Origin of the sequence: Desulfobacula sp. (assembly GCF_030611305.1) — a bacterium.
Classification (GTDB): domain Bacteria; phylum Desulfobacterota; class Desulfobacteria; order Desulfobacterales; family Desulfobacteraceae; genus Desulfobacula.
The window spans coordinates 16,389-40,507 of the sequence record NZ_JAUWQB010000028.1 but is presented as its reverse complement, the minus strand read 5'-3'; the positions used below and the strand labels follow the sequence as shown (position 1 = coordinate 40,507).

Annotated in this window: 25 protein-coding genes; 12 read left to right on the top strand and 13 right to left on the bottom strand. The window is 39.1% G+C overall.

Annotated features, from left to right (window positions below; all coding sequences use genetic code 11):
* Positions 1-137 precede the first annotated feature (137 nt).
* Positions 138-1,505 carry a hypothetical protein gene (locus QAI40_RS07585; protein WP_304511538.1) on the top strand — a complete coding sequence of 456 codons (1,368 nt, stop codon included), beginning with the start codon at positions 138-140 and terminating at the stop codon, positions 1,503-1,505.
* A 269-nt stretch (positions 1,506-1,774) separates the two neighbouring features.
* Entirely contained in the window at positions 1,775-2,605 is an 831-nt protein-coding gene (locus QAI40_RS07580) for an MBL fold metallo-hydrolase (protein WP_304511537.1), read from the top strand.
* Between the two features lie 115 nt (positions 2,606-2,720).
* Here QAI40_RS07580 and QAI40_RS07575 read toward each other — a convergent pair whose 3' ends face one another.
* The 10 genes from QAI40_RS07575 to QAI40_RS07530 all read right to left on the bottom strand — a co-directional run bounded on the left by QAI40_RS07575 (position 2,721) and on the right by QAI40_RS07530 (position 11,713).
* Complete coding sequence (locus tag QAI40_RS07575) at positions 2,721-3,443, bottom strand: lysophospholipid acyltransferase family protein (protein ID WP_299980300.1); 723 nt, start codon at positions 3,441-3,443, stop codon at positions 2,721-2,723.
* Positions 3,440-3,949, bottom strand: coding sequence for a DUF4340 domain-containing protein (locus tag QAI40_RS07570; protein ID WP_299980302.1), 510 nt, complete (start codon positions 3,947-3,949; stop codon positions 3,440-3,442). The genes QAI40_RS07575 and QAI40_RS07570 overlap by 4 nt, the downstream gene beginning before the upstream one ends.
* 13 nt (positions 3,950-3,962) lie before the next feature.
* Positions 3,963-6,119, bottom strand: a complete 2,157-nt coding sequence (locus QAI40_RS07565; protein ID WP_299980304.1) for a Gldg family protein — start codon at positions 6,117-6,119, stop codon at positions 3,963-3,965.
* A gap of 9 nt (positions 6,120-6,128) precedes the next feature.
* A complete protein-coding gene (locus tag QAI40_RS07560) occupies positions 6,129-6,833 on the bottom strand; it encodes an ABC transporter permease subunit (RefSeq protein ID WP_299980306.1) in 705 nt (234 codons plus the stop codon).
* 5 nt (positions 6,834-6,838) lie between these two features.
* On the bottom strand, positions 6,839-7,783 hold the full coding sequence (locus QAI40_RS07555; RefSeq protein WP_299980308.1) for an ABC transporter ATP-binding protein: 945 nt from the start codon (positions 7,781-7,783) through the stop codon (positions 6,839-6,841).
* 37 nt (positions 7,784-7,820) lie between these two features.
* Positions 7,821-8,396 carry a hypothetical protein gene (locus QAI40_RS07550; protein WP_299980310.1) on the bottom strand — a complete coding sequence of 192 codons (576 nt, stop codon included), beginning with the start codon at positions 8,394-8,396 and terminating at the stop codon, positions 7,821-7,823.
* Positions 8,397-8,540: 144 nt separating this feature from the next.
* Positions 8,541-9,296 carry an energy-coupling factor transporter transmembrane component T family protein gene (locus QAI40_RS07545; RefSeq protein ID WP_299980313.1) on the bottom strand — a complete coding sequence of 252 codons (756 nt, stop codon included), beginning with the start codon at positions 9,294-9,296 and terminating at the stop codon, positions 8,541-8,543.
* On the bottom strand, positions 9,284-10,039 hold the full coding sequence (locus QAI40_RS07540; protein WP_299980315.1) for an energy-coupling factor ABC transporter ATP-binding protein: 756 nt from the start codon (positions 10,037-10,039) through the stop codon (positions 9,284-9,286). Before QAI40_RS07540 ends, QAI40_RS07545 begins: the two co-directional genes overlap by 13 nt.
* A 23-nt stretch (positions 10,040-10,062) precedes the next feature.
* Positions 10,063-10,593, bottom strand: a complete 531-nt coding sequence (locus QAI40_RS07535; protein ID WP_299980317.1) for a biotin transporter BioY — start codon at positions 10,591-10,593, stop codon at positions 10,063-10,065.
* 160 nt (positions 10,594-10,753) lie between these two features.
* Positions 10,754-11,713, bottom strand: coding sequence for a biotin--[acetyl-CoA-carboxylase] ligase (locus QAI40_RS07530; protein WP_299980319.1), 960 nt, complete (start codon positions 11,711-11,713; stop codon positions 10,754-10,756).
* Between the two features lie 137 nt (positions 11,714-11,850).
* On the opposite strand from QAI40_RS07530, the gene QAI40_RS07525 reads away from it, so the two are divergent.
* A complete protein-coding gene (locus tag QAI40_RS07525) occupies positions 11,851-12,435 on the top strand; it encodes a hypothetical protein (protein ID WP_299980321.1) in 585 nt (194 codons plus the stop codon).
* 3 nt (positions 12,436-12,438) lie between these two features.
* Here QAI40_RS07525 and QAI40_RS07520 read toward each other — a convergent pair whose 3' ends face one another.
* Together QAI40_RS07520 and galE are read right to left on the bottom strand one after the other, a co-directional pair.
* Positions 12,439-13,224 carry an ATP-grasp domain-containing protein gene (locus QAI40_RS07520; RefSeq protein ID WP_304511536.1) on the bottom strand — a complete coding sequence of 262 codons (786 nt, stop codon included), beginning with the start codon at positions 13,222-13,224 and terminating at the stop codon, positions 12,439-12,441.
* A gap of 12 nt (positions 13,225-13,236) precedes the next feature.
* Positions 13,237-14,256, bottom strand: coding sequence for a UDP-glucose 4-epimerase GalE (gene galE / locus QAI40_RS07515; RefSeq protein ID WP_299980325.1), 1,020 nt, complete (start codon positions 14,254-14,256; stop codon positions 13,237-13,239).
* A gap of 307 nt (positions 14,257-14,563) precedes the next feature.
* Here galE and QAI40_RS17175 point away from each other — a divergent pair, with 307 nt between their 5' ends.
* Positions 14,564-14,764 (top strand): hypothetical protein, encoded by a 201-nt coding sequence (locus tag QAI40_RS17175; protein WP_442875362.1) that lies wholly within the window; start codon positions 14,564-14,566, stop codon positions 14,762-14,764.
* Positions 14,765-14,840: 76 nt separating this feature from the next.
* Here QAI40_RS17175 and QAI40_RS07505 read toward each other — a convergent pair whose 3' ends face one another.
* Entirely contained in the window at positions 14,841-15,476 is a 636-nt protein-coding gene (locus QAI40_RS07505) for a thiamine diphosphokinase (protein WP_299980329.1), read from the bottom strand.
* 95 nt (positions 15,477-15,571) lie between these two features.
* Between QAI40_RS07505 and lptF the strand changes: the two genes are divergently transcribed.
* From lptF to QAI40_RS07465, 8 genes are read left to right on the top strand one after another with little or no spacing between them, the layout of a single operon-like run.
* A complete protein-coding gene (lptF, locus tag QAI40_RS07500) occupies positions 15,572-16,753 on the top strand; it encodes an LPS export ABC transporter permease LptF (RefSeq protein WP_299980331.1) in 1,182 nt (393 codons plus the stop codon).
* Between the two features lie 3 nt (positions 16,754-16,756).
* Entirely contained in the window at positions 16,757-17,833 is a 1,077-nt protein-coding gene (gene lptG, locus QAI40_RS07495; RefSeq protein ID WP_299980333.1) for an LPS export ABC transporter permease LptG, read from the top strand.
* 21 nt (positions 17,834-17,854) lie between these two features.
* Positions 17,855-19,153: a 3-deoxy-D-manno-octulosonic acid transferase gene (locus QAI40_RS07490; protein ID WP_299980335.1), complete on the top strand. Its 1,299-nt coding sequence runs from the start codon at positions 17,855-17,857 to the stop codon at positions 19,151-19,153.
* Complete coding sequence (gene lpxK / locus QAI40_RS07485) at positions 19,146-20,282, top strand: tetraacyldisaccharide 4'-kinase (protein WP_299980337.1); 1,137 nt, start codon at positions 19,146-19,148, stop codon at positions 20,280-20,282. The genes QAI40_RS07490 and lpxK overlap by 8 nt, the downstream gene beginning before the upstream one ends.
* Positions 20,275-21,171, top strand: a complete 897-nt coding sequence (locus tag QAI40_RS07480; RefSeq protein ID WP_304511535.1) for a lysophospholipid acyltransferase family protein — start codon at positions 20,275-20,277, stop codon at positions 21,169-21,171. Before lpxK ends, QAI40_RS07480 begins: the two co-directional genes overlap by 8 nt.
* A 20-nt stretch (positions 21,172-21,191) precedes the next feature.
* Positions 21,192-22,256: a lipopolysaccharide heptosyltransferase II gene (gene waaF / locus QAI40_RS07475; protein ID WP_299980341.1), complete on the top strand. Its 1,065-nt coding sequence runs from the start codon at positions 21,192-21,194 to the stop codon at positions 22,254-22,256.
* 10 nt (positions 22,257-22,266) lie between these two features.
* Entirely contained in the window at positions 22,267-23,292 is a 1,026-nt protein-coding gene (waaF, locus tag QAI40_RS07470; RefSeq protein WP_299980343.1) for a lipopolysaccharide heptosyltransferase II, read from the top strand.
* Positions 23,289-24,116: a glycosyltransferase family 2 protein gene (locus QAI40_RS07465; protein WP_299980345.1), complete on the top strand. Its 828-nt coding sequence runs from the start codon at positions 23,289-23,291 to the stop codon at positions 24,114-24,116. The genes waaF (QAI40_RS07470) and QAI40_RS07465 overlap by 4 nt, the downstream gene beginning before the upstream one ends.
* Positions 24,117-24,119: the final 3 nt, after the last annotated feature.

The following is a 24,119-nucleotide window of genomic DNA, read 5'->3' as shown; positions in this document are numbered from 1 at the left end:
TATGTGTTTGTAGCAGGTTTAAAGACTACATTTTTTGAATTTAAGTCAGGAGATTCTTTTTGTTAACGCTATATTAAAGGAAAATGGCTTTTTCCCTAAAAAATTTTATTGCCTATTGACTAGAGGGTGGCTCATATGTGTTTGGTGAGACAAAGTACCATTCTATCAATAAGAAATCCAAAGTGATTTCTTCACTATTGAAGAGCAATTATATAATTCTCACATCAAGAGATCATATCTTCACAGATGCGAAGAAAGCAGGGGAATTAAATGAATATATCGAGGAGAATGAAAATACACTGATCCAAGAAGGATCTTATTCTACAGATACTCTTAAAAATATTTTATCAAAACATCTCTGCAGAAAGCTAAGGTTAGGCTTAATTTCAAAAACGTCATTTGATTTCGTAATCACTCACGAAGAAATGGTAGTAAATGCATTACGATTTCCACATAATATTGCAGTTTTTGTCAATGAGCTTCATGAATGCTCTTCCAAAAAGCTCTTGAAAAACCTAGTGGAAAGATCAAAAAGAATTGAAAGTGTTGTTATATCGTGGATGAACGCTTTTGATGACAATGATATTTCAATCCTTGCTGCTCTGTCTCTCGGTGGAACGCTTAAGTTAGACCACGGACTCCAGCTTTTCGATAATTTGGATGAAGAACATTTTAGTAGTTTTATCGGGAAAAGTAACAAACTGACAGCATTTGAAGACGCTGAGCTTAGATTTCGTCACCCTAGTTATAGAATAGCTTATTACAAGTATTTCAAAGAGAAGGAAAAAGACCAATCACATCAAATTGTTATAAATATATTATCCGATGAAAGATTACCTGTCTCATTCAAGAAAAAATATTCCGTTATTTTTCAAGAAATAGTAAAGGAACTAGATACAGATACACTTGTTCGCATATTAGAAACAAAAAACACAACTATTGATGCTAAACAATCAATATGGGCCCGTCTAGTAAAAAGAATGCCAGAACAAATAGTTGATCTTTATCTACAGCGAAACCAGAAAAGAAGGAGATGGAGAGTTCCAAAAAGTTTGATTAAATCTAAAGATTTTTTGAAGAAAAAAGATATTATAACTTTCATAGAAGGACTATTTTCACTAAGAGAAAAATCCCACCAAGCATTCATTGACAGCTTAATCCTATCTTTTTCATACGGCATACGACATGACCTTGATCCTTTCATCGAAAGACTGGAAGGGGATTCGATTGATCAAATACGACTCAAGCTCGGATTATTGGGTAGCAAAGGTAGCCTAACTGGAGAAGAAGTACTTCCTGCTATATTTGAGTATTTTAATCACAATAATGCCAAAGTGAGACGCAAAGCATATTCTGCATTTAATTCAGTATATTTCGAGTCAATCGGCAAACATAGAAAATATGTGGTTCAAAGTTACAATAGAGAAACCAGCGCTAAAAACAAGATTAAACTACTTAGAATTATTGATAGAACTGATAAGGGAATGAAGAAGACGGGAAGCTAACCTATCCCTCAAGCCGACGCTTGTACCTCGCGCGGCTTAGGGGTTATGTGACTGGAGCCGAAATTTTGAGCTACGCTTGAAACCAAGGATAATAAGAAAGGATGATTCAAATGTCATATCGTATTTCTCCTGCCTGGTGGCCGATTATAGGTTTGTCTTCCCCTGTTCTTTTTCCCATTCTTTTAGTCAAAAATGGCCGCTATAGATAAAACATCACGAAATCACTGAAGATTAATAAAAAACGAATGGAATGTGCTGAACCTTTAGAAATGCCTCAACTTGATAATTTTGAACTAACTGTCCTTGTAGAACAAAAAGTGGATAAAGACTTTCTTGGTGCATCTGGGGTGTCCTATTTGATAAAAACCGATCTTGGATCTTTGCTCTTCGATGTAGGGTTTGGTCCGGAAAACCCCGCTTTGGCCCATAATGCAAAAAAATTGGGTTTCAAGATGGACCAAGTGGATGCTCTGGCGATATCACATCTCCATTGCGACCACATGGGTGGCTTCAAGGCTGCCCGGGAAAATAAAGTAACTGTGCCACAAGAGATTGGAGGAACTGAAGGGCTCCCTTGTTTTTTACCCGCCGAAGCCAATGCCGCGGGGTTTAAAACCGAGGTGATCGAGGGTCCCCGAATGCTGGCAGCAGGAGTCGCCTCAACCGGTCCATTGACAAGGAGCCTTTTCCTGATGGGATGGACTGAAGAGCAGGCCATTGTGGCCCGTCTAAAAGATAAGGGGCTGGTAGTATTTACGGGATGTGGCCATCCAACCATTGAAGTTATTGTTCAGATGGTCAAACGCCTGTCTGACGAACCGATATACGCCATTGGAGGCAGCCTGCACTTTCCTATAACCGATAGCCGTCTTCGCAAACCAGGTCTAAAGGTGCAAATGATCTGGGGTACTGGCAAACCTCCTTGGAAACGACTTACAGACGAGGATTTAACACGTACTATCGGCAATTTGAATGCTGTAAGCCCTAAGCATGTCTTTCTTTCAGCACATGATACATGCGATTATGCAATAGATAGATTTGAGAATGAACTCAATTCTTCGACCACGGTACTCAGAGCAGGGGCAACTTATCAGCTCTGAGGCTTAATGATCACATAACCATGCTCTTGCAGCGGAGCGCAAAAAGCCGCGCCCGCTGAAAAGCGGCGTTAGCGCCTTTTCAGGTTATCAAAATTTGTTGTACCCATTTAAACAATTAAAGCGCGCTGGAAATCATCTGGCGGGTATGTTCTATCACGTCGTCAAGGTGATCCATGTGGTGCCCTGAAATATGAATCGGTCGGTGAACAATGATTTCGATCATACCGGGTATCAGATCAAGGGAATCGGAAGGAAGAACATGCAAAGAGTTTTTAATGGTTATCGGCAATATGGGAAGGTTCATCTCGCAGGCAAATTTAAATGCTCCCTTTTTAAACGGCATCACCTTTCCATTCCGGCTTCTTGTTCCTTCCGCAAAGAACAGAACCGAAGCGGTTTCAGATAATCTTTTTTGAGCTTTTCGGATTGATTTTATAGCCGCATCATGATTTTTCCGGTCAACATAGATACAGCCCAGGTGATGGCATGCGGATCCGAAAATGGGAATTTTCCTCAGTTCTTTTTTCATTATCCATTTTATTTTCAAACCAAGATGACCGTGAATCACGGGGATATCTGCCATACTCTGATGGTTTGATACAATCACATAGGATTTGTTCCTGCTATAGTTTTTTTTGCCTTTGATGATAACTTTCAAGGGAGCAATGGCGCAACAAAGCTTCGACCATATGACGGCAATAGTATTAACGCCACTCTGTTTAAATAAAAGTCCTGAAAAAATGCATATCAACCCGAGGATCATGGTAATAGTGAAAACAAAAGGAATGACGATGATCCATTTGTAAGGCTGATATACTATTTTTAAAAAGGGTCTCACTCTTTTTTATTCTTGAAATCTTCCACGGTCTTGTCAAAATAGGACCTGAAACTGCCATTGGCATGATAGATATTTTTATCATTTGTCAACATTACAAAGGTATGGTTAAAAGTCGGTGCTGTTTTCCCCATGGTAAATTCAAAAATGGCCTCTTGCCCGTTCATTGCTTTAACCTTGATATGGTTTTCATCGTCAAGTTCGTATCTTTTCAGATCACCTTTTTGAGATACCAGTGCGGAAAGTTTTAATATTTTTAAAGTATCAAGCATGTTTTCGACAGAAGGTGAATCTGCAGGATATTCTTTGTCCGTCAATATCCAGCCCTCCTCTTTTTTTGTAAACTCTATCTGCCCTTCTTTTTTGTCTATAACGAGCCCGGTGATTTTGGAAACATCTATTTTTACAATTTCCGGCAGTATGTAATTGTCCTTATTCTCTTTATGAAACAAAAGATATGCACCCAATATCAGGATGAGTGCGATCAGGATCAGGTATTCTTTTTTCATAAGTTTATTCCTCTTAAGCGTTAAAACGACTGGCGATTTTCTTTTTTCTGGACGTTCTTCTGGCAAGGACTAAAAAGCCGAACAGGATGACCAGGATAGGCAGAGCGATAATATTAACTGCCTTAATAATGCCTCTGCCAAACGGGGTTGTATCGGCAATCGGATTTAATGTCTGCTGCTTGCTTCTTAACTGGGCGATCTTATCATCACCATTGAGATGGTCAATGATGTTTAAAATAAAGGTGGCATTGGTTGTCCGGCCTTGAGGGTCCAGCATATTATCCTGAAGCATCTGGGAACATGGAAGAACAAACAGCTTGGCTGGCTTGGAGGTTTCTAAAAAGGTATGCCTGGCAGTAAAGCCTTCAAGTTTATTTTTTTCTTCTTTAATATCTTTTTCTCCTATATCTTTTTCAGGGATGGCTTTGCCTTTAAAATAGCTTGTGAAGGTACCGGAAAGGAGATAGGCAAGATCATAGGATTTCATTTCATCTTTTGACTCAGGCGGGCTGATGAACATGGGGTTTAAATTGATGTTTCCTTCCATCAGCCATGATTCATCAGATGAAGACAAAAGCGTTGTTGCCACAATTTTGTCTTTATCGATATTTTCTTTCACCAGCTCAAGGGGAGAAATCTGCATGGCAACGAGTCCCTTGATATTATCCATGAATTCAGGTGTGTTGTTAATGGTTTTTTCTTTTAACATAGGGGCAAAATAAATGTTTTGTTCACCACCGCCCATATTTTGGGGTGCCTGATGTTTATAGGATTGTTTGTCTAGAACATAGGCCTTTTTTATGCTTACGCCATAATGGGTCAAGAGTTTTTCAAGACCGGTATCAATGGGTTCATACTTTGGCGGCATTCCCATGCCGCCCTGTTGCGATATGATTTCATTAAACGAGTCTGAAATAAAAGCAATGTTTGTTCCCTTCATCAGGGCCTGGTCGATCTGGAATAATTCATAATCTGAAAATTTCTGGGTGGGTCTTGCAATAATCAGAGCGTTTAGTCCATCGGGGATCGGTCCGTCTTTTAGAGCAATCGGTTTAATTGAATACCGTGACGACACAAGCGTATTAAACACCTGCATGGCTTCCGAGGGCATTCCCTGCATCATGGCCAGTCTGTCCGGCATAAGGGAGTGGGTCCCGTGATCTGCCAGGAACCCGATATCCTTGTTAATACCGATCAGTTTTTCCACAATAGCATTGAGTTCTTCTTCCAAAGCAGCCGGATCTGCCATTTGATAGGTTGTGCCGATGATGGGAAGTTCCATGGCACTGATCAGGGGAAGTGTTGTTGTTTTACCTTTAAATTCAATAACAAGCCCTGCGGCCCCACTCCCAGCCAAAATATTTTTTTCCGGAATGCCAGGCCAGGACAATGCCATTAAATCATGTTCTTTACCCATTAAATCAAGTTTTTCTTTGTCTGAAATATCAATTGCTTTAAATTCAAGAATGCCAAGGCTTTTATTGTTGAGCTTTTCAATGGTATCAGCGACAGCTTTCCCTAACAGCGGCAGTTGATCAAGGCCGATCAGGGAGGCGATATCATTAAGGGAAGAGGATAAATACATAGTGACGTTTACTTTCTTATCCAGTCGTAATAAAGCGCTCACTTTGTTGTTCATTTTCTGGATAGCGGTTGTCAGCTGGTATTCAAGACCATTTGTCGAGGTGATGGTTTCAATTTTTTCTATCAGATCCCCGTGGATAATCACCAGACCCATATAGGCATTTTTAAATTTGATTTCATCATTTTCCATGATCCTGATCTGGACGGGCTGTATGCCGTAATCTTGTGCCATATCCCGGTTTTCATCGGTCTTTCCCGTCAGGGTGCCTTCTTCCGGTGTGACATTATAAAATGTATAATTAAAATATTTTTTGCCTTTTGCAGAGTATTCTTCCAAAAGATCCCTGAGAAATCGTTCTGTATTATTGTGGGGCGCCGGAAGATTTTTTGAGAAAAACACCTTAATGCTTAAGGGTTCAGACAGGGTGGCCACAACATCCTGGCTTGCCGGTGATAAAGAATAGATTTTGTCGCTTGTCAGGTCTGCCCTGAAAAACAGGGTAATACCGACAATGTTTACCAAGACAATGACCACAAGATATAAAATGAATTTGAAATATTTTTCTTTTATTGAAAAGTTACCCATTGTTTCTCCTTAGTTTTTCTCATGCATGACAATATAGGTTGAAAAAATAAAAATGAAGATCACACTCACAAAGTAAAGGATATCCCTGGAATCGATAATTCCTTTGGAGATATTAGTGAAGTGGGAAGTGGCGCCAATGTGTTCTATAACCCAAATAATTTTTGCCGGCATGAAAAACAAGAGCTTGTCAAGAATGGTTAAGGTAAAGCACAGGGCGCAGCCAATGATGAAGGCAACGATCTGATTTCTTGTCAGAGACGAGGCAAACAGCCCGATAGAACAATAGGCGGCAGCAAGAAAGATTGCACCCAGGTATCCACCGATTACAGGCCCTGAATCAATCTCACCGATAAAGGAGATAAAGATCGGATAAGAAATGGTCGGAATCAGCATGGAAGCCGTAAACAAGGTGGCAGCAAAAAATTTACCCAAAGCAATATCCGTAAAAGATACCGGCATGGTCAAAAGGGTTTCATAGGAACCGATATTTTTTTCTTCGGAAAACAGCCGCATGGTAATGGCGGGGATGATAAAAGAAAAAGTGATGGGGAGCAGAGAGAAAAAATCTCTTAAATCAGCCCGACCAAAAATAAAAAATGTGGAAAAGAAAAACCACCCCGTTACAATCAGAAATAGCGATATCACAATATAGGCAATGGGTGAGATGAAATAATCCTTGAATTCTTTAATGGCAATAATTTTTATCTGTTTCATGGGTTTTATGCTCCCTCCCTTGTCAATTCTCGAAATATTTTTTCAAGGGCCTGGGATTCTTTTGTAAGTTGTATAATGATCCAGTCCGTCTCTTTTATTTTAAGGTATATGTCTGATCTAAAATCCCTGTCATCTGAATTGGTGATCTCAAAAGAGACAAGATCTTTTTCAAGCGGCTCAACCTCTTTTATATCAAGGTTTGAATGAATGCTTTTCAACAGGGAAGCGGCATCCTCTTTTAAAGCCCCTTTAAGAGACAGGTTAATAAAGGAATTTTGTTTGATACTTTGTTTGAGATTGGCTGTTGTATCATCGGCAACCATTCTTCCTTTATTGATAATGGCAATTCTGTCACAGGTTGCCTCGGCTTCACTCAAAATATGGGTAGAGAAAATAATGGTTTTTTCTTTGCCGATGGTTTTAATGATATCCCTTATTTCGGCAATCTGGTTTGGGTCCAGGCCGGAAGTGGGTTCATCCAGAATTAAAATTTCAGGATCGGTCATCATGGCATGGGCAAGACCGACTCTTTGTTTCAATCCTTTTGAAAGAGTGGCAATGGGTTTGTCCATAATGGAAGAAAGTCCGCAAAGATCTGATAATTGCAGGAATCGGTCATATCGTTTTTCCTTATCATCGATTCCTTTTATTTTAGCAATATACTCCAGATAGTCATAGACCAGCATATTGTGATAGAGAGGGGCGGATTCAGGCAGGTATCCAATGAGGGATTTTATCCTTATGGCATCTTTCGGCATTTGAAAACTTTTTATTTTTATTGTGCCTGAACTCGGTCTGAAATACCCGGTTAACATTCTTAATATCGTTGTTTTTCCAGCGCCGTTTGGACCCAGAAGACCTAAAATTTCACCTTTGCGGATTGTCATGCTGATATTGTTTACAGCACGGAAGTCTTTAAAGTTCTTGGTCAGGTTTTGAACTTCAATCAACGTTTCCTCCTTAATGATTTATAAGGGTTATTATGGTTTAAAATTTTTCTAAAACTTTGCTTTTTTTAATAAATACAGCCAGTTCTTTTTCTGTTTTGTGACAGGCAAAGACTGCTTTTTCAATGCGCCTGCAAAAGGGATCATCTTTGCCAAGAATGCTGACGGCATTTTTGTAAAGCGATTTTCCCTGGTTGAAATGATCAATAATGTCTTTTAGCAGTATTTTTCGTTCTTCATGCCTTGCTTTTTCAACACTGATAATGGATTCAAGTTTTTTTACCGAATATTCGACAAGTGCATCCCGGGGGGTTCCGTAAGCCCGGGAAATGGCCTCAAGGGCTTCAATGGTTCTACGGCTTAATACAAAGGTTTTTTGTTTTCTGGGGATTTTTTTGAATTGTTTGATCCGAATGGTTTTTGCAAGGCTGTCCAAAGCATCTATGTCTTCTATAATGTGATCAAACAGAGATTTTTGTTTTATTCCCATGTGAATGGCGACAAGTCCGATGGCGTCAATGGCTTTCTGGGAAAGTTTAAATGTTGCCCGGACAGATTGTTTCCCCCTCAGATCAAACATGGTTGATCCTGGGAATTGATCATCTATTTTGGACATAAGCTCTCCTTTTCGTGAAAATTATATTATTAATCTTGATTCATTCAAAATAGTAATGAATCTATATTATGGTTCGAATTTTACATTAAAAAAGAATGATGATCAATGGGAAATGTTAAAGATGACCTAAAAATAATCTTAAGCTTACAACCAGGCAAGACTTAAAGATATAATAAAACTGCCGATAAGAAATGGGATTTCCTTTCCGGAAGGTAAAAATTCAGGATCAGTCCTGTCGTCATTATAACATCTTGATTCCATCGCAAAAACAAGTCTGTCCGCAGATATGAAGGTTTTTTTTAACAGGGGTAAAACAAGACGAATGATTCTTTTTACAGGATTTTTTTGAAGATTGGCACATCGTGCCTTCTGGGCGTCTGATATTTCTTTTGCCTGCTTTAAAATGACCGGCATAAAGCTAAGTGACAGGCTGATCATGACAGCCACCCGTTTTTCAGGCACAAAAGGAATCGGTTTTAAAAACCACTGGACAGCATTTTTAACAGAAGACGGTTTGGTGGTTGTAGAAAAGAGCAGGCCTGTCAACATCACTAAAAAGAATTTAAAAGCCACCAGAAATCCCTCTGTCAAACTTTGTTCCGTAATGGTTATGTCATAAAGTGAAAAGATGATATCACCTTTCACAGTCAGTGCCCGGGCAATAAAAATAAAAAAGAGCAATAGTATAAAATATTTAATGCTGTTCAAGGTCGCAAAGAAGTTAAGACCTGCTTTTTTAAAGAATAAAAGTAAAATCAGGAAGTAAAAAAAACAGGCAGGCAGATGAGCAGATAACATGGACATGCTGACGATACATATGATGAAGAATTTACATCTCACATCAAGCAGATGCAGTAAGGATTGCCCTTGCCTGTATGTGAACGGTGTTATGGAAGCCATGGTTGTAACCCCAGTCCGAATTTTGAAGAGCAGGGCTCCTTGACGCCATAAGACTCCAGATATTTGACAATACTGTCAGGCTCTCCGTCTTCTTTAATAAGGCCTTTTTCCATAATGATGATTCTTGTAGCCTCGTAAATAATGGTCTCAACATCATGGGTCGCAATAATGATGGTGTGGCCCGACTGGTTCAAATTAATGATCGTGGAGAGAACCTGGATGGTTCCGGGATAATCCAGATTGGAAAAGGGTTCATCAAACACAATCACCTCAGGGTCCATCACCAGAATACCGGCAATGGCAAGTTTTCGTTTTTCTCCCCCCGAAAGAGTAGAAGGGCTCCGGTCCTTTAAATGAAAAAGATTTAGATTTTCAAGAATCAAGGTGACCTTTTTATTGATTTCAGCCCGTTTAACTTTTAAGTTTTCAAGGCCGAATGCCACTTCATCAAACACTGTGTCTCCAACGATTTGTGTATCGGCATCCTGGAATACCATGCCAACGGTTTTACGGGTTTGAATAAGATGTTTTGAAACATCATGGCCATTGACAGAAATATGTCCCGAATCCGGCAGCAAAAGGCCGTTCAAATGTCTTAATAAGGTTGTTTTTCCGGACCCGTTTTTCCCGGCAAGAATAATAAATTCACCTTTAGATATGGATACGGATATATTTTTAATTCCTACATAGCCATCGGAAAAGGTGTGGCAGATGGCGTTTATGTCGATAATTAATTCTTGCATGATATTTGATTTAGCGATTAGGATTACAATTTGATGACCGGTCTTAAGATTTTTGCAATATATGCCGCAGCAATGATTTTAAGTGCATCCCCGATCAGGAAAGGGTACATGCCGACAGCAAGGGCTTTTTCATATGTCATGGAGGTCACTACCTTAAGCCAGGGAACTCCTGCTGCATAAATAATCAAAGATCCGATCAGCATGGCAGTAATGTCCGAGGACATTTTTCTGCCCAATCCTTTTGAAATGCCGGCAGTGACAAAAACCGCAGGCAGATATCCCAAAAGGTAACCGCCTGTTGGTCCGAACAGTTTACCGATACCGGATGTTCCGCCTGCGAATACGGGAAGGCCTGCAAGGCCGATTAAAAGATAAATGGCCACGCAGGCAAGTCCCCAGACAGGGCCTAAAATAATCCCTGCCAAAAGAATGAACATATTCTGGAGGACGATGGGAACCGGACCGATTGGAATGGCAATAAATGCCCCAATGGCAATAAATGCAACAAATAAAGACGTATATACAGTCATTCTAAGTTGTTTTGAACTGTTCATAATTTTCTCTTATGTAGTGTTTGAACGAAAACTCACCCATCTACTGCGTTGCTGCAAAATCCTGAAATCCTCATGTACAGTAGTACACTCCGGTTTCAAGATTTTTTGCGCCTTGTATATGGGCAACTTTTCGCCCAAACACGGGGTTTTCGGTCAGGCACTATGTATGAAAACAATCTCCGTATATTATTTTTTTTATTTCTCCGGTTTTATCTTTAATCATTAACGCACCGGTCTCATCTACATCAACGGCAAGCCCTTTAATTACAGTTTCAGTTGTTTCAATCCTGACCTGGCTGCCAATGGTTGACGTTTGTTCTTTCCACTGCTCAATGATCTGATGGCAACTTATGGTTTGAATTGGGGGTTGAATCCGGTTTTTAAAATCATCCAGAAAAGTTTCCAGGATTAACCTTCGTGATACATTCTTATGTAAGACATCCTTTAATGAAATAGCCTTGGGCTCATATTCCCGGGGAGAGTTGTTCACATTTATGCCGATACCGATATTAATAAATTCAACCATATCCCCCCGGGTTTCCATTTCAGAAAGAAGGCCGACCAGTTTTTGACCATTCAATAAGATGTCATTTGGCCATTTGACACTGACATTTACATCAAATAATTGCCTTAAGGATTTTGAAAGACTTAAGGAGGCGGCAAAATTATAGATATAGGAAAGAACAGGAGGTGTATTGGGTTTTAAAATCAGAGTAAACCATAACCCGCCTTTTGATGAGAACCATTTCCTGTTCAGCCGTCCCCTGCCCGTGGTCTGGTTTTCTGCAATGACAACACTTAAATGAGGGGCATCATTTTTCGCCAGGATCTTTGCCTTATCCATGGTGGTTTCAAGTTCCTGGAAATGGAAGGTTTTCTTTTCAAATTCTTTATTAAAACAAAACGGCAGCAAAAGATCATCATGGTTCAACAGAACATATCCTTTGGGCCGGGATTCAATATCAAACCCGCGTTCTTTTAATGTTTTGATATGTTTCCATACCGCTACCCTGGAAACATTGAGGGCATCACTTAATCTGACCCCGGAGATGATTTTCCCCTTTGCCGTATAAAGAATTTTTAATATTTCTTCTTTAATATTTTTTAGTTCGTTAACCATATTAAGTCGATATAGTTAACAAAATAGAAATTTAAGGTCAAGGGATAAATCAAAGCTCTATGGTTGATTTATAGAAAAAATCTGCGTAATAGATCGGTAACAGACATTTTATAAACAGGAGAGCAGTAAAATGGGCGATGAAAAAGCCAGGCAATTTTTATCATGAAAATTCTAAAATGGTTGTTGAACTGATAAAAAGAGAAATATTCCCCAATTCAAAGGAGTTTAAGACGTTTTGGGGAGAAAAGGGACCGTACAAATATGCTCTCACCAGCAAAGAATTCCCTCCTGTCCTGCTGGAACCTGAAGAGTGGATTTTTTCAGATGATATAGAGGCACTTTTAAAAACTTTAATGCAGTTTGATAAACGGAAAATGAAGATTGTCAAATCCCCGTTCAATCCTGCAAATAAAAGTATCTTACGGCCTGAGAAGTTAAGCCCGTGGAAGATAAACAATTTCCCCGAAGAATGGAATGCTAGCGTCTGTGATATTTTTGTTCCGGAAGGACACTTGACCGGGGTTGTGCTGGATAAGATAGCAAAGGATGAAAACAATATTGAAATAAAGCAGGTTGAAGCGGCTTTTTTTCAATGCCTTGAAACCCGGATTGAGCAGCTTGGGTACCTGCTTTTTAAACCCAGGGGATCATCAAAATATGCGGCCGTCAAAAAATATCTTGCTGCATGGGAAGAGGATGAACAGGATGCAGGGTTGTTATAACGCTTAGACCTTTTCTTCCACGATCAGATTTACCATCATTTTTTTATAATGGATACCTGCTTCCCGGAATCCTTTTGTTCCATATTTCATATTGCCTTCCAGGACATAGAATTGATTATTTCGTTCAATGATATCGATCCCCACATCATCCCATCCACATCTTAGAGCTGTCGTGAGTGCAAGATCAAGGGCTTTTTGCGGCAGAGGTTTAAAGCTGATGACCCCGCCCTGGGAAAGATTGGTTTTAAAATTGTCCGGGGCTGCAATCCGCCAATAGGCGAGCCTGATTTTTTTGCCGATAATGATAATCCGCATATCCCGGTCTATGGGAAGATATTCCTGGATATAGGCAGGGCCTTTGTGTTTTAAACAGCGTAAAAGCTCCTCGTTGTTTTGAATCAGGTACACATCATTGCCTTTAGAGGATCCTCTGGCTTTCTTGGCAATAAACGGGAAAGCAAAAGATTTAAGGATATTCTGTTTTTGTTTTCTTCCATAAAAAATTTTTGTTTCTGGATGGGGAATATCAAGCATATTAAAAATCGCTGTCTGTTTTATTTTGTCCAGGGCAAATTTATAGGTATGAAAACTGGGGAACGTTTTTTTTCCCATGGCATTGAACAGGTCTGCATAAAAGGCTGTGGGGTAATAGATTTTTTCTGTGTTCAGGATCAATTTTTGTTCCCGGGCGGAATAATCCTGAAAATTGGGTTTAAACCCAAGAGTTTGAATCGACGGGTATTTTTTTAACCTTGCTCCTATGGCAACAGGCCTGCTGTTCAAGTGCATATCCTTATTTTTTCATTGAGTTTTTCGGTATCCGCTTGGGTTGTTTTTCTGCCAGTTCCATGTATCTTTGCACATGTCTATAAGTGTTCTATATGCTTCCCAGCCAAGCTCCTTTTTTGCTTTGGCAGGGTCTGCCCAGCAGGCTGCTATATCACCGTGCCGTCTGTCTGTGATTTCATAAGGGATTTTTTTACCACTTGCCGCTTCAAATCCTTTAATCATTTCAAGGACTGAATAGCCAAGACCTGTTCCAAGATTATAAATCACCACACCAGGACTGGTAAAAAGTTTTGGCAGGGTTTTAATGTGGCCCAGTGCCAGATCCACCACATGAATAAAGTCTCTGACACCGGTTCCGTCCGGGGTATCATAATCATTCCCAAATACACTGAGCTGGGGTAAGAACCCCACGGCTACCTGGGAAATATAAGGCATAAGATTGTTTGGAATACCAAAAGGATCTTCCCCAATCAAACCGCTTTCATGGGCGCCAATCGGGTTAAAATATCTTAACAGAGCAATATTCCAATTTCCGTCAGAATGATAGAGGTCTTGCAGTATTTCTTCTATCATCAGCTTTGTCCGGCCATAGGGATTGGTGACAGATAATGGAGCATCTTCTTTTATAGGAAGAGATGCAGGATTTCCATAAACGGTTGCAGAAGAAGAAAAGACAATATTTTTTACATTAAAATCATTCATGACTTCAAGAAGATTTAAGGTTCCGGTAACATTGTTATGAAAATACCTTAACGGGATCAACAAGGACTCTCCCACGGCTTTCAACCCTGCAAAATGAATGACCGCATCTATTTTATGGTCAGAGAAAACAGCAACAATTTCTTTTTTATTCAAAAGATCTGCTTTATAGAACTCAAGTGATTTTCCGGTAATGTTTTTTATCCGGGCCAAAGATTTTTCAGAACTATTGGAAAGATTATCCAGGACAACTACATCATAATTTTCATTCAAAAGCTCAACGCAAGTGTGGCTCCCGATGTATCCGGCACCACCGGTAACAAGTATTTTCATAGGCAGTCCTTATATTTTTTTGATCTTCACGGTTTTTTATTGCTGTTTTTAAAAATAAATTACGGCATATACTACAATTTTTGTAATCTTTTGTACAGTATATTGACATGCATACGGTGCATGATTAGAATTAGAGCATTCAGGCAGAAGAACCCTGAAAAATAAATAAACAAATAAGGAGAGTTTTACAATGATTGAGTTGACAGATCCTGCAAAAACGCAGATCGCAGACTATTTCCAGGGTAAGGAACCCACCCCCATTAGAATTTTTCTCAATTCCGGCGGCTGAGGCGGCCCTTCACTTGCCATGGCTCTGGACGAGCCAAAAGATACAGATGATACATTTGATGTTAAAGGCCTGAAATTTGTTGTCGATAAAGAGTTTATGGGAAAAGCCGAAAATATTAAAATCGATTTTACCGGGATGGGATTCCATCTTGACTCCAATATTGAAATGGGACAATCCGAATGCGGAAGCTGCGGTTCCGGCGGTTCCTGTGGGGATTAGTATTTTTTGATTTTTTTAAAAGAGAAGGTGTTCACTCATCTTTGGACACCTTCTCTTTTAGTTTTCATCATATAGGTTAATCTGTTGATTTTGTTACAATTAAAATACCTTTTTCAATAGAAACAGATGCGACAGCCTTCTTAAAAGAATTGCTTATACCAAGACAAGACCCCATTTCCATGGTTGCATTTACCAGAGGATATTCAAGTCCTCTTAGAGTGATTCCGGTTACTTTTTCTGTAATGGGGATAATGGATAAAAAGTCTTTGGGCCGGCCTTTAAGCTCTAAAAAATTTGTTACGATATGAATTTCATTGTTTTTATTTATGATTCTGGCCGGGATATTTTGCCTTGCAAGTTTTTTTAAAAGAAAAATATTGGCCAGGGTATGATCCAGTCGAGTTCCGGTGACGCCTAACAATGTGATATCTGTTGCATTGTTTTCAAGAGCCCATGATATACAAAGTTCAGAATCAGTATGATTTTTTTTTGAGGGAAAGGTGATCATTTTTACTTGTTTTTTCTTGAAGAATTGTTTGTCATCCGGATGGATTGAGTCAAAATCGCCGATCATTACATGGGGTAAAATATTTAATATTCTTAAATGCCTGGCACCGCCATCGGCACTGATAATTAGTTGGGCATCCTTGATCACACGTAGAATATCGCTGGTATATTCAAGATCACCATTGGCTATGATTACACATTTCATAGACAATTCATTATCATGAAAATCAAGTAATGAAAACATGCAATCTTTTTATCATATCTTGACTATTTGTGCTCTAACTTATATTTTTCCTGGAAATGAAAAGTTTTAATATTATAAACAGATATATTTTCAAGGAACTTCTTCCTCCCTTTGCCATCAGCCTTTTTTTTCTGACATTTGTCTTTCTGATGACACGAATACCGGAAATCACCAATATGGTTGTGAACTATAATGCTGATATTTCATCTGTTGTTCTTATGGTCGTTTATACACTTCCAAGATTTTTGGAATTCACCATTCCCATGTCTGTCATGATATCCGTCCTTTTGACGTTTATGCGTATGTCGCAAGACAACGAGATTCTCGCATTAAAAGGCGCTGGTGTATCTCTCTATAAATTATTGCCGCCGGTATTGATTTTTTGTTTTTCAGGTGTCTTTTTGACCATGTACATCACAGTTTTTGGAGTATCCTGGGGTAAATTATCTATTAAAAAGAAAAGTATTGAACTTGCAAGATCAAGTATTGATGCGGCCCTGCAGGAGAGGCAATTCAATTGTGAATTGGAAGATGTCATGATTTATGTTTCCCATATGAATATGAAAACGAAAGCATTAAAAGACGTCTTTATTGAAGACAGGAGAACAAAAGGTGTCATCAGTATTTCGATTGCCCCTTCAGGAAAATTGATCCGGTTTGAAGATGAGCAGGTGTATGCCATAAGACTTTATAATGGGGTCATCAACCAGGTGGATATTGATGAAAAATCTGTAACCAGCCTTCAGTTTGAAAATTATGATATCAATATTGATTTGAACAGCATGAATAAAAAGAATGGGAAAATATTAAAGGACCTGGATGAGATAAGCCTGGTTGTTTTGGTAGGGTTAATAAGGTCGGGGATTAAGGATAAAGCCCGTTTGATCGAGGCTTTGATGGAATTGCATGAAAAGTTTTCAATTCCTTTTGCCTGCCTTTCCTTAGGTCTCCTCGCTTTTCCCCTGGGAGTTCAGTCAGATTCTTTGAGGCGGTCTTCAGGATTTGGTTTTGGAATTTGTTTTTTTCTTCTCTATTATTTTCTTCTGGCTATTGGATGGTCGGCAGGAGAAACAGGAAATTACCCTCCGGTTTTCGCGATGTGGCTGCCAAATGTCATCATGGGGGGAGTTGGGGTTTTTTTTCTTGTCAGAAATGCAAAGGAAAAACCGGTCATGCCTCCTGTGTTTTTTAACAAGGCCACACTGGCCATAAAAAATCGGTTTATAAGAAAAATATAAAATATGTCATGTCTGCATAAATATTGGTTAAAGGAATTTTTTAAATTTTTTTCCATCATTCAGTTGCTGATCCTGGTTCTGTTTGTATTTATTGATTATCTTTCCAGGATGGAGAGATTTTTGAATTCTGATATTTCCCTTATCGGAGCCCTGGGATATGTAGTTTTAAAAGTCCCTTTCATGTTTGTACAATTGGCACCGGCAAGTATTTTACTTGCAACAATTACGGTTTTTGGATTGATGAACAGGAATAATGAACTTCTGGCCATCAAGTCCAGTGGTATCAGTGTATATTTTCTTGTTAAGCCGGCCCTCCTTGTGGGGGTACTTTTTGCCGTACTTATATTTTTTTTGGGGGAGACCATTATCCCGGTTACAATGGCAAGATCTAATTATATAAAATACAATGTTATAAAAAAAAGACACGATATTTATTCTGCAAAAAAAGATATATGGATAAAGTCTAAAAATAAACTGGTTCACATTAATTTTTATGATCCTGTAAACCAGTTCGTTGCTGGTGTCACCATAACATCCCTTGGGGAAAATTTTGGCCTTGAGTCAAGAATTGATGCTAAAAAAGGATATTTCAAACAAGGAAAATGGGTGTTTGAAAATGTCATCGAGCAGATCCATGCAAAGGATTCAATGGATTATGATGTAAAATCATATGATAAAAAGATTATCCCGTTGACATTTAAACCGGAAGATCTTGGAGAAATTACAAAAAAATCCGAAGAGATGAGTTTTTTTGAATTAAAAAAATATGTTAACAAGGTGGAAGAAGAAGGGTATGATGCCACAACCTATAAGGTGGATTTGAACGGGAAAATCGCATTTCCCTTTATCTGCATCATTATGGTTCTTACAGGTGCTGCCACAGGTATGAGATCATTTGCAAAGGACAATATCCCGGTGGCTATAGCCATTGGTGTTGTGATTTCATTTATGTATTGGGTCATGTATGGATTCTGCCTTTCTCTGGGATATGGAACCATTCTGCCACCGGTCATCAGTGCCTGGGTGGCCAATCTGTTTTTCTTATGTTTTGGAATTTTATATTTGATCAATACGGAATAATGGCAATGAAAAGTAAATCCAATGATTTTTTTGTATAAAATAATAATCAATATTTTATTTATTATTGCCGTTCCGTTTCTGCCGTTCATCTATCTTTTTTCAGAAAAAAGAAGGGCAACCTTAAGTTTAAGGTTTGGGTTTGGAACTGGTTTAAAGCCGAAACCGGGTAGGAAAAAAAGAATCTGGATTCATGCCCTTTCCGTAGGAGAGGTCATATCAGCCGTACCCTTTGTCAAAGCATTAAAGGAGCAACACAAAGAGTTGGATATTGTTTTCACTGCTTCCACAAAGACCGGGTTTGATATGGCTGAGCAATTGCTTCTAAAAGAAAATACCAGACTGATCGATCAATTGGGATATTTCCCGTTTGATCTGGGTTATTGCGTTAAAAAAGTAAGTCGGCAAATAGAACCGGATGCAGTGGTTATTGTTGAAACAGACCTGTGGCCCAATTTTTTATATGAAATGAAGGAAAGGCAAATTCCTATAGTATTAATTAATGCCAGGCTTTCAAAGCGCTCATTAAACGGATATCTGTTTTTTAGAAAATTTTCTTTCATGGTTTTTTCTTCTTTAACCGGGATTATGGCACAAACTCCATTGGATGGAAAACGGTTTCAACGCTTAGGTGTTGATGAAAAGAAAATATCTGTTGCGGGAAATATCAAGTTTGACCAACCTGTTGAAGATATGAATAAAAGGGTTGTTGAAGGCATGAGGGATCGGTTTGGTATTCAAAAGGAAACACAGGTATTTATTGCAGGCTCCACCCATGAAGGAGAAGAAAAGATTCTTTGTGAGGCATATAAAAAACTGAAGAAGAATTACCCGGGATTTTTGATGATTCTCGCCCCAAGAGATCCTGAAAGATGTCCGGCAATTTTGTCTTATTTTTTGTCCTATGATGTTCATGCGGCCTTTATGTCAACAATGGATAAATCCAAGACAAGCCCTGATGTTGTTTTAGTGGATACAATAGGAGAGCTCGCCCGGCTGTATGCCATTTGCGATGTGGCATTTATCGGGGGATCAATGGTCAGGCAAGGGGGGCATAACCCTTTGGAACCGGCGGCTTTTTCAAAGCCCATTCTTTTCGGGTCTGATATGTCGGATTTTCTGCTGATTTCAAATATGCTCATGGATCACGGGGGTGCCAAAAGGGTGGAATCTGAACAAGAATTGAAAAAAGAACTTGAAGTCATATTGGGAAACAGACAGATACAGAAGCATATGGGCAGTCGAAGTTTTGAAGTCTTTTCAAGAAATTGTGGTGCGGTTCAAAGAATCATCAAGAATTTGGAGACCCTTCATATTGTTTGAAAAACACTTAAATAAATTAGAAGAAAGGATTACACATATTTCAGGCCGAAATTTCAAACCCAGGATGTTTTCATTTGAATGGTTTTTGGTCGGAATCTCATATGGGTATGGTTTGGGTGTCGGGTTTTGGCTCTGGTTGTATAAAAAGGGAATCCTGAAGCAAAAAACACTGCCTTGTTTTGTCATTTCCGCTGGGAATATTGTTGTCGGGGGAGCGGGAAAAACACCCATAGCTATTTATGTGGCCCAGGTTTTAAAAGAAATGGGAAAACAGGTCGTTGTTATCAGCCGGGGGTATAAGGGCAAATATAAAAATGATTCCGTGATCGTTTCCGATGGTGACCGGATTTTTTTAAACGCCGAAGAGTCAGGGGATGAACCGTATATGATGGCCCAAAGAAGATCTTTCCCTGTGGTGGTCGGCAAAGACAGGTTTAAGGCGGGAATGAAAGCAATCAATACATTCAACCCTGATGTGATTGTGCTTGATGACGGGTTTCAACACTTAAAGCTTAAAAGAGATCTTGATCTCCTGCTCCTGGATTATTCAAACCCTTTTGGCAATAAGAGATTCCTTCCTGCCGGTCGTTTGAGGGAAAGCCCTCAATCTTCAGCCCAAAGGGCAGATACTATTATTTTTACAAGAAGTTCTGATAAAGATGAAAATGTTGAAAGTAGTATTAAGGAAGTGATGCGACATTATCCTGATTGTCCCTGGTTTAAAACTTTTCATCGGCCATTTCTTTTTAAACAGATTGTTCATAACGAAAATTCAAAAGAATATTATACCGATGTTGGCGGCTTAAGGGGGAAAAAGGCAGTCCTTTTTTCAGGCATTGCAAACCCTGCATCTTTTTTACATGCAATGAAGGAATCAGGCATTGATGTCCTGGATCATCTTGAATTCAAAGACCATTACAGGTATAAGGAGTCTGACATTTTAATGATTAACACGTCAGCAAAGAAGATGGGTGCCGATATTATTTTGACTACTGAAAAGGATTGGGCAAAGCTTGATCAAGATTCAAAATGGAGTTTGGATTTAATTGTTATCGGTATTCAAATAGATTTTGAAGATCCTCAAAGGTTTGAATATTTATTAAATTCAAGGCTGAAAAACAATGAATGATGACATAATTTACAAGTTATTAAAACTGATGGTGAATTTATTGGCAATGCTTCCCCGGAGAGTTTTAAGATTTTTTTCAGACCTGTTGGGACTTATCTGGTATATGGTCGATAAACGGCACAGAAATGTTGTTCTGGAAAATATAAATTTTGCCTATCCAGAAAGGTTTTCAAATACTCAAGCCCAAAGATTTACAAAAATTGTTTTTAAGAATGTTGTGAGCATTCTTTTTGAGGTCATCTGGTCCTATCGTAAGACCTGGGATGAATTGTCTCAATGTGTTTTGTTTAAAGGTGTAAGACACGTTGAAAATGCTAAAAAAAAAGGCAGGGGAGTTATCCTTTTATGCAGTCATTTAGGGAATTTTGAGCTGGGTGGTGCCGTCATTGCAAAAGCGGGTATCGCTCCCTATGGAATTTATCGGAAATTTGATTTTCAACCCATTGAGCGCTTTTTACTTGAAGTCAGACAACGATTTGGAACAAAAATGATTCCTTTAAGAGGGGCTTCTAAAAAAATTGATACAATTTTAAAAAATAATGGTGTTGTCGGTACCCTGCTGGATCAGAGTGTTGACTGGTACCAGGGCGTGTTTGTTGATTATTTTGGAAGACCTGCATGTACAAATAATGGCCTTGCGAAACTTGTTTTACGATCTAAAGCTGCCGTGGTTCCATTGTTCATTGTAAGGAAAAACGAGAATTATATTGTGGAATTTTTACCGGAAATTCCCTTGGAGATCACAGGAGATCCCATCAAAGATATTGAAAACAATACCCAGAACTATGTATCTTCCATAGAGTCAACGGTAAGGCAATATCCAGAACAATATTTCTGGGTTCATAACCGATGGAAAACTAAACCTTATTCTATCATTAACAGCAATTAATCAAGGCAAATTAATTTTCTATGGGATTTATCAACCTCAAACACACTGCCCAGGCTAAAATCATGATACGGGCTGCCAACTGGGTTGGTGACGCCATCATGACCACCCCTGTTATCCGGGCTGTCAGAAAAAACTTTCCTAAGGCAACCATCACGGTTCTGGCAAAACCATGGGTGATTCCCGTGTATAAGAATAACCCGTATGTTGACAAGATAATGGTTTATGACAGCAATAATCGCCATAAAAAAGGATTTGGAACGATAAAACTTGCAAAGGATTTAAGAGAATATCAATTTGATCTGGCCGTGCTCATGCAAAATGCGTTTGAGGCCGGACTGCTTTCCTTTCTGGCCGGTATAAAAGAACGGGTGGGTTACAATACTGATGCAAGAGGGCTTCTTTTAAACAGAAGTATAAAGCTGGACCCGGCTCTAAAAAAAGGACATTTAATTGATTACTATATTGGTATTCTAAAGGGTGCTTCCCTGGTAGATGACGGTAGAAAGCTGGATTTGTTTCTTTGTGAATCTGACCGGGAATTTGCAAACCATTTTCTGGAGCAAGAAGAATTTGATTCGTCCAAACCTGTTATCGGTATAAATCCGGGGGCAACAGGGGGAACAGCAAAACGTTGGTTTCCGGAAAGATATGCAGAACTTTGCAAAAAACTGGCTCGAAAATTCAAAGTTAAAATACTGATTTTCGGCGGTCCGCAGGATAATGAGCTTGGGGAATATATTGCCGGGCTCTCCAAAGACAGTTGTATCAATATTGCCGGTACAACGAGTCTTGGCCAGGCCTTTGCGCTCATAGAGAAATGTTCTTTATTTGTCACCAATGATTCCGGGCTGATGCATGCCGCAGCAGCTTTAAACATCAACCAGGCAGCCGTGATCGGCTCTACGGATTATGTTGCCACAGCTCCGTCAAATGAAAACAGTATCATGGTGAGGGTTCCTGTCCCCTGTAGCCCCTGCAAGAAGGATGTCTGCCCGACAGACCATGAATGCATGGATAAAATCAGTGTTGACATGGTTATGGAAACCTGTAAGTCTCTTTTGAAAAACGACTGGCAACGAATTTAAGGAAGATTTTTTGTTTGACGATATAAAAAATATATTGATCATCAAACCCAGTGCCCTTGGTGATATTGTCCATTCACTTCCTTTTCTGGCTGTTGTAAAAAAAAAGTTTCCCAATGCCAGAATAGACTGGGTTGTGGCCCATGGCCTGCATCAATTCCTTGAAGGCCATCCCATGATTAACAAGTTATGGGTGATCAAAAAGGATCAGTGGAAAAAATTCGGCAATATAAATCATACGATCAAAGATATCAATGCGCTCAGAAAGGGTCTGAAAGCTTCTAAATATGATGTTTCAATTGATCTTTCAGGACTGTTAAGGTCTGGAATGATTACTTATTTTTCAGGAGCAAAAATAAAACTCGGGTTTAGAGAGTCTGATGAAGGAAGTCCCTTTTTTTATACCCATAAAATTCATGGATCCATGAATATCCATGCCATAGACAGATATCTTGAAATTGCAAAATTTATGGGGTGCGAAATTGAAAAAAACCAAAACGATAAAATTCAGTATCCATTGGCTCCCTATGATTCCAATCCTTCAATTTTAAAGGAACTGCCGCAAAACTATGTGGTAATGACTCCTTCGGCAGGGAAACCTGCCAATCGCTGGCCTTCGGAAAAATTTGGCAGGCTTGCTTCAAAACTTAAGCTGCCAAGTGTTGTGATTGCAAGTAAATCAGAAGCAGATATTGCAAAAGAAGTTGTTGAAAATTCAAATGGAAAGGCCGTTTCAATTGCAGGCAGAACAGGTCTAAAAGATCTTATCCCTGTAATTGGTAACGCCTCTTTTTTTGTCTGCAATGATACAGGACCTATGCATATAGCAGCTGCATTAAATGTCCCGGTATTTGCCATTTTTGGACCTGCAAATCCTGTGCGGACAGGACCTTACGGAACTATTCATACTATTATTCAAAAAGACCTTGATTGCGCACCATGCTATGCAAAACAGCCCTGTTCCCATTTCAGGTGTATGAACGATTTAAGTGCTGAGGATGTTTTTAGAATAATAGACCAAAAGGTCAGTCAAACATGAAAATATCTGTAATCGTCACAACATATAACCGTCCTGATGCACTCAAAAAAGTGTTGGATGGTCTTTTGTATCAAACCCGTCTTCCGGATGAAATTATTATAGCGGATGATGGATCTGATAACGATACAAAAAGTATCATCCGTCCTTATTTTCAAAATCAGCAGGTTTGTATCAAACATGTGTGGCAGGAGGATATTGGTTTTAGAGCGGCATGGATCAGAAATAAAGCGATTTTTGCCTCTACCGGGGAATATTTACTGCTTCTCGACGGAGATTGTGTTCCTGGAAAATATTTTGTCCGGGATCATATGGATCTGGCACAGAAAGGGTGTTTTTTCCAGGGGAAAAGAGTAGTTGTCAAAAAATCTGTTGAACAGATATTTAACCGGACAAACTGTAACTCAACAGCAAGACTTATCATTCATACACTGAAAAATGAAATATCAAACAGCCATCATATCATCAGAATTCCTTTTTTCCCTTCATATAAAGTAAAGAAACTTTCAGGAATAAGAAGTTGCAATATGGGGGTTTTCAGGGATGATATTTTTGCCGTAAACGGGTTTAATCATGCATTTAAGGGGTGGGGCAGGGAAGACTCGGAATTAGTTGTACGTTTATTCAAATATGGTTTAAAAAGAAACGAAAATCCATTTAGGGCTATTTGTTTCCATTTATGGCATGATGAAAGCACGAGGGATTCTCTTGAAAGGAATGATGAAATTCTTAAAGAAACACTCAGATCCGAATCATTTTCCTGTAAATCAGGATTGAATGATATTATTGAACAACCATTTAATTTTACAGAATCAGGGGATGGATAGCCT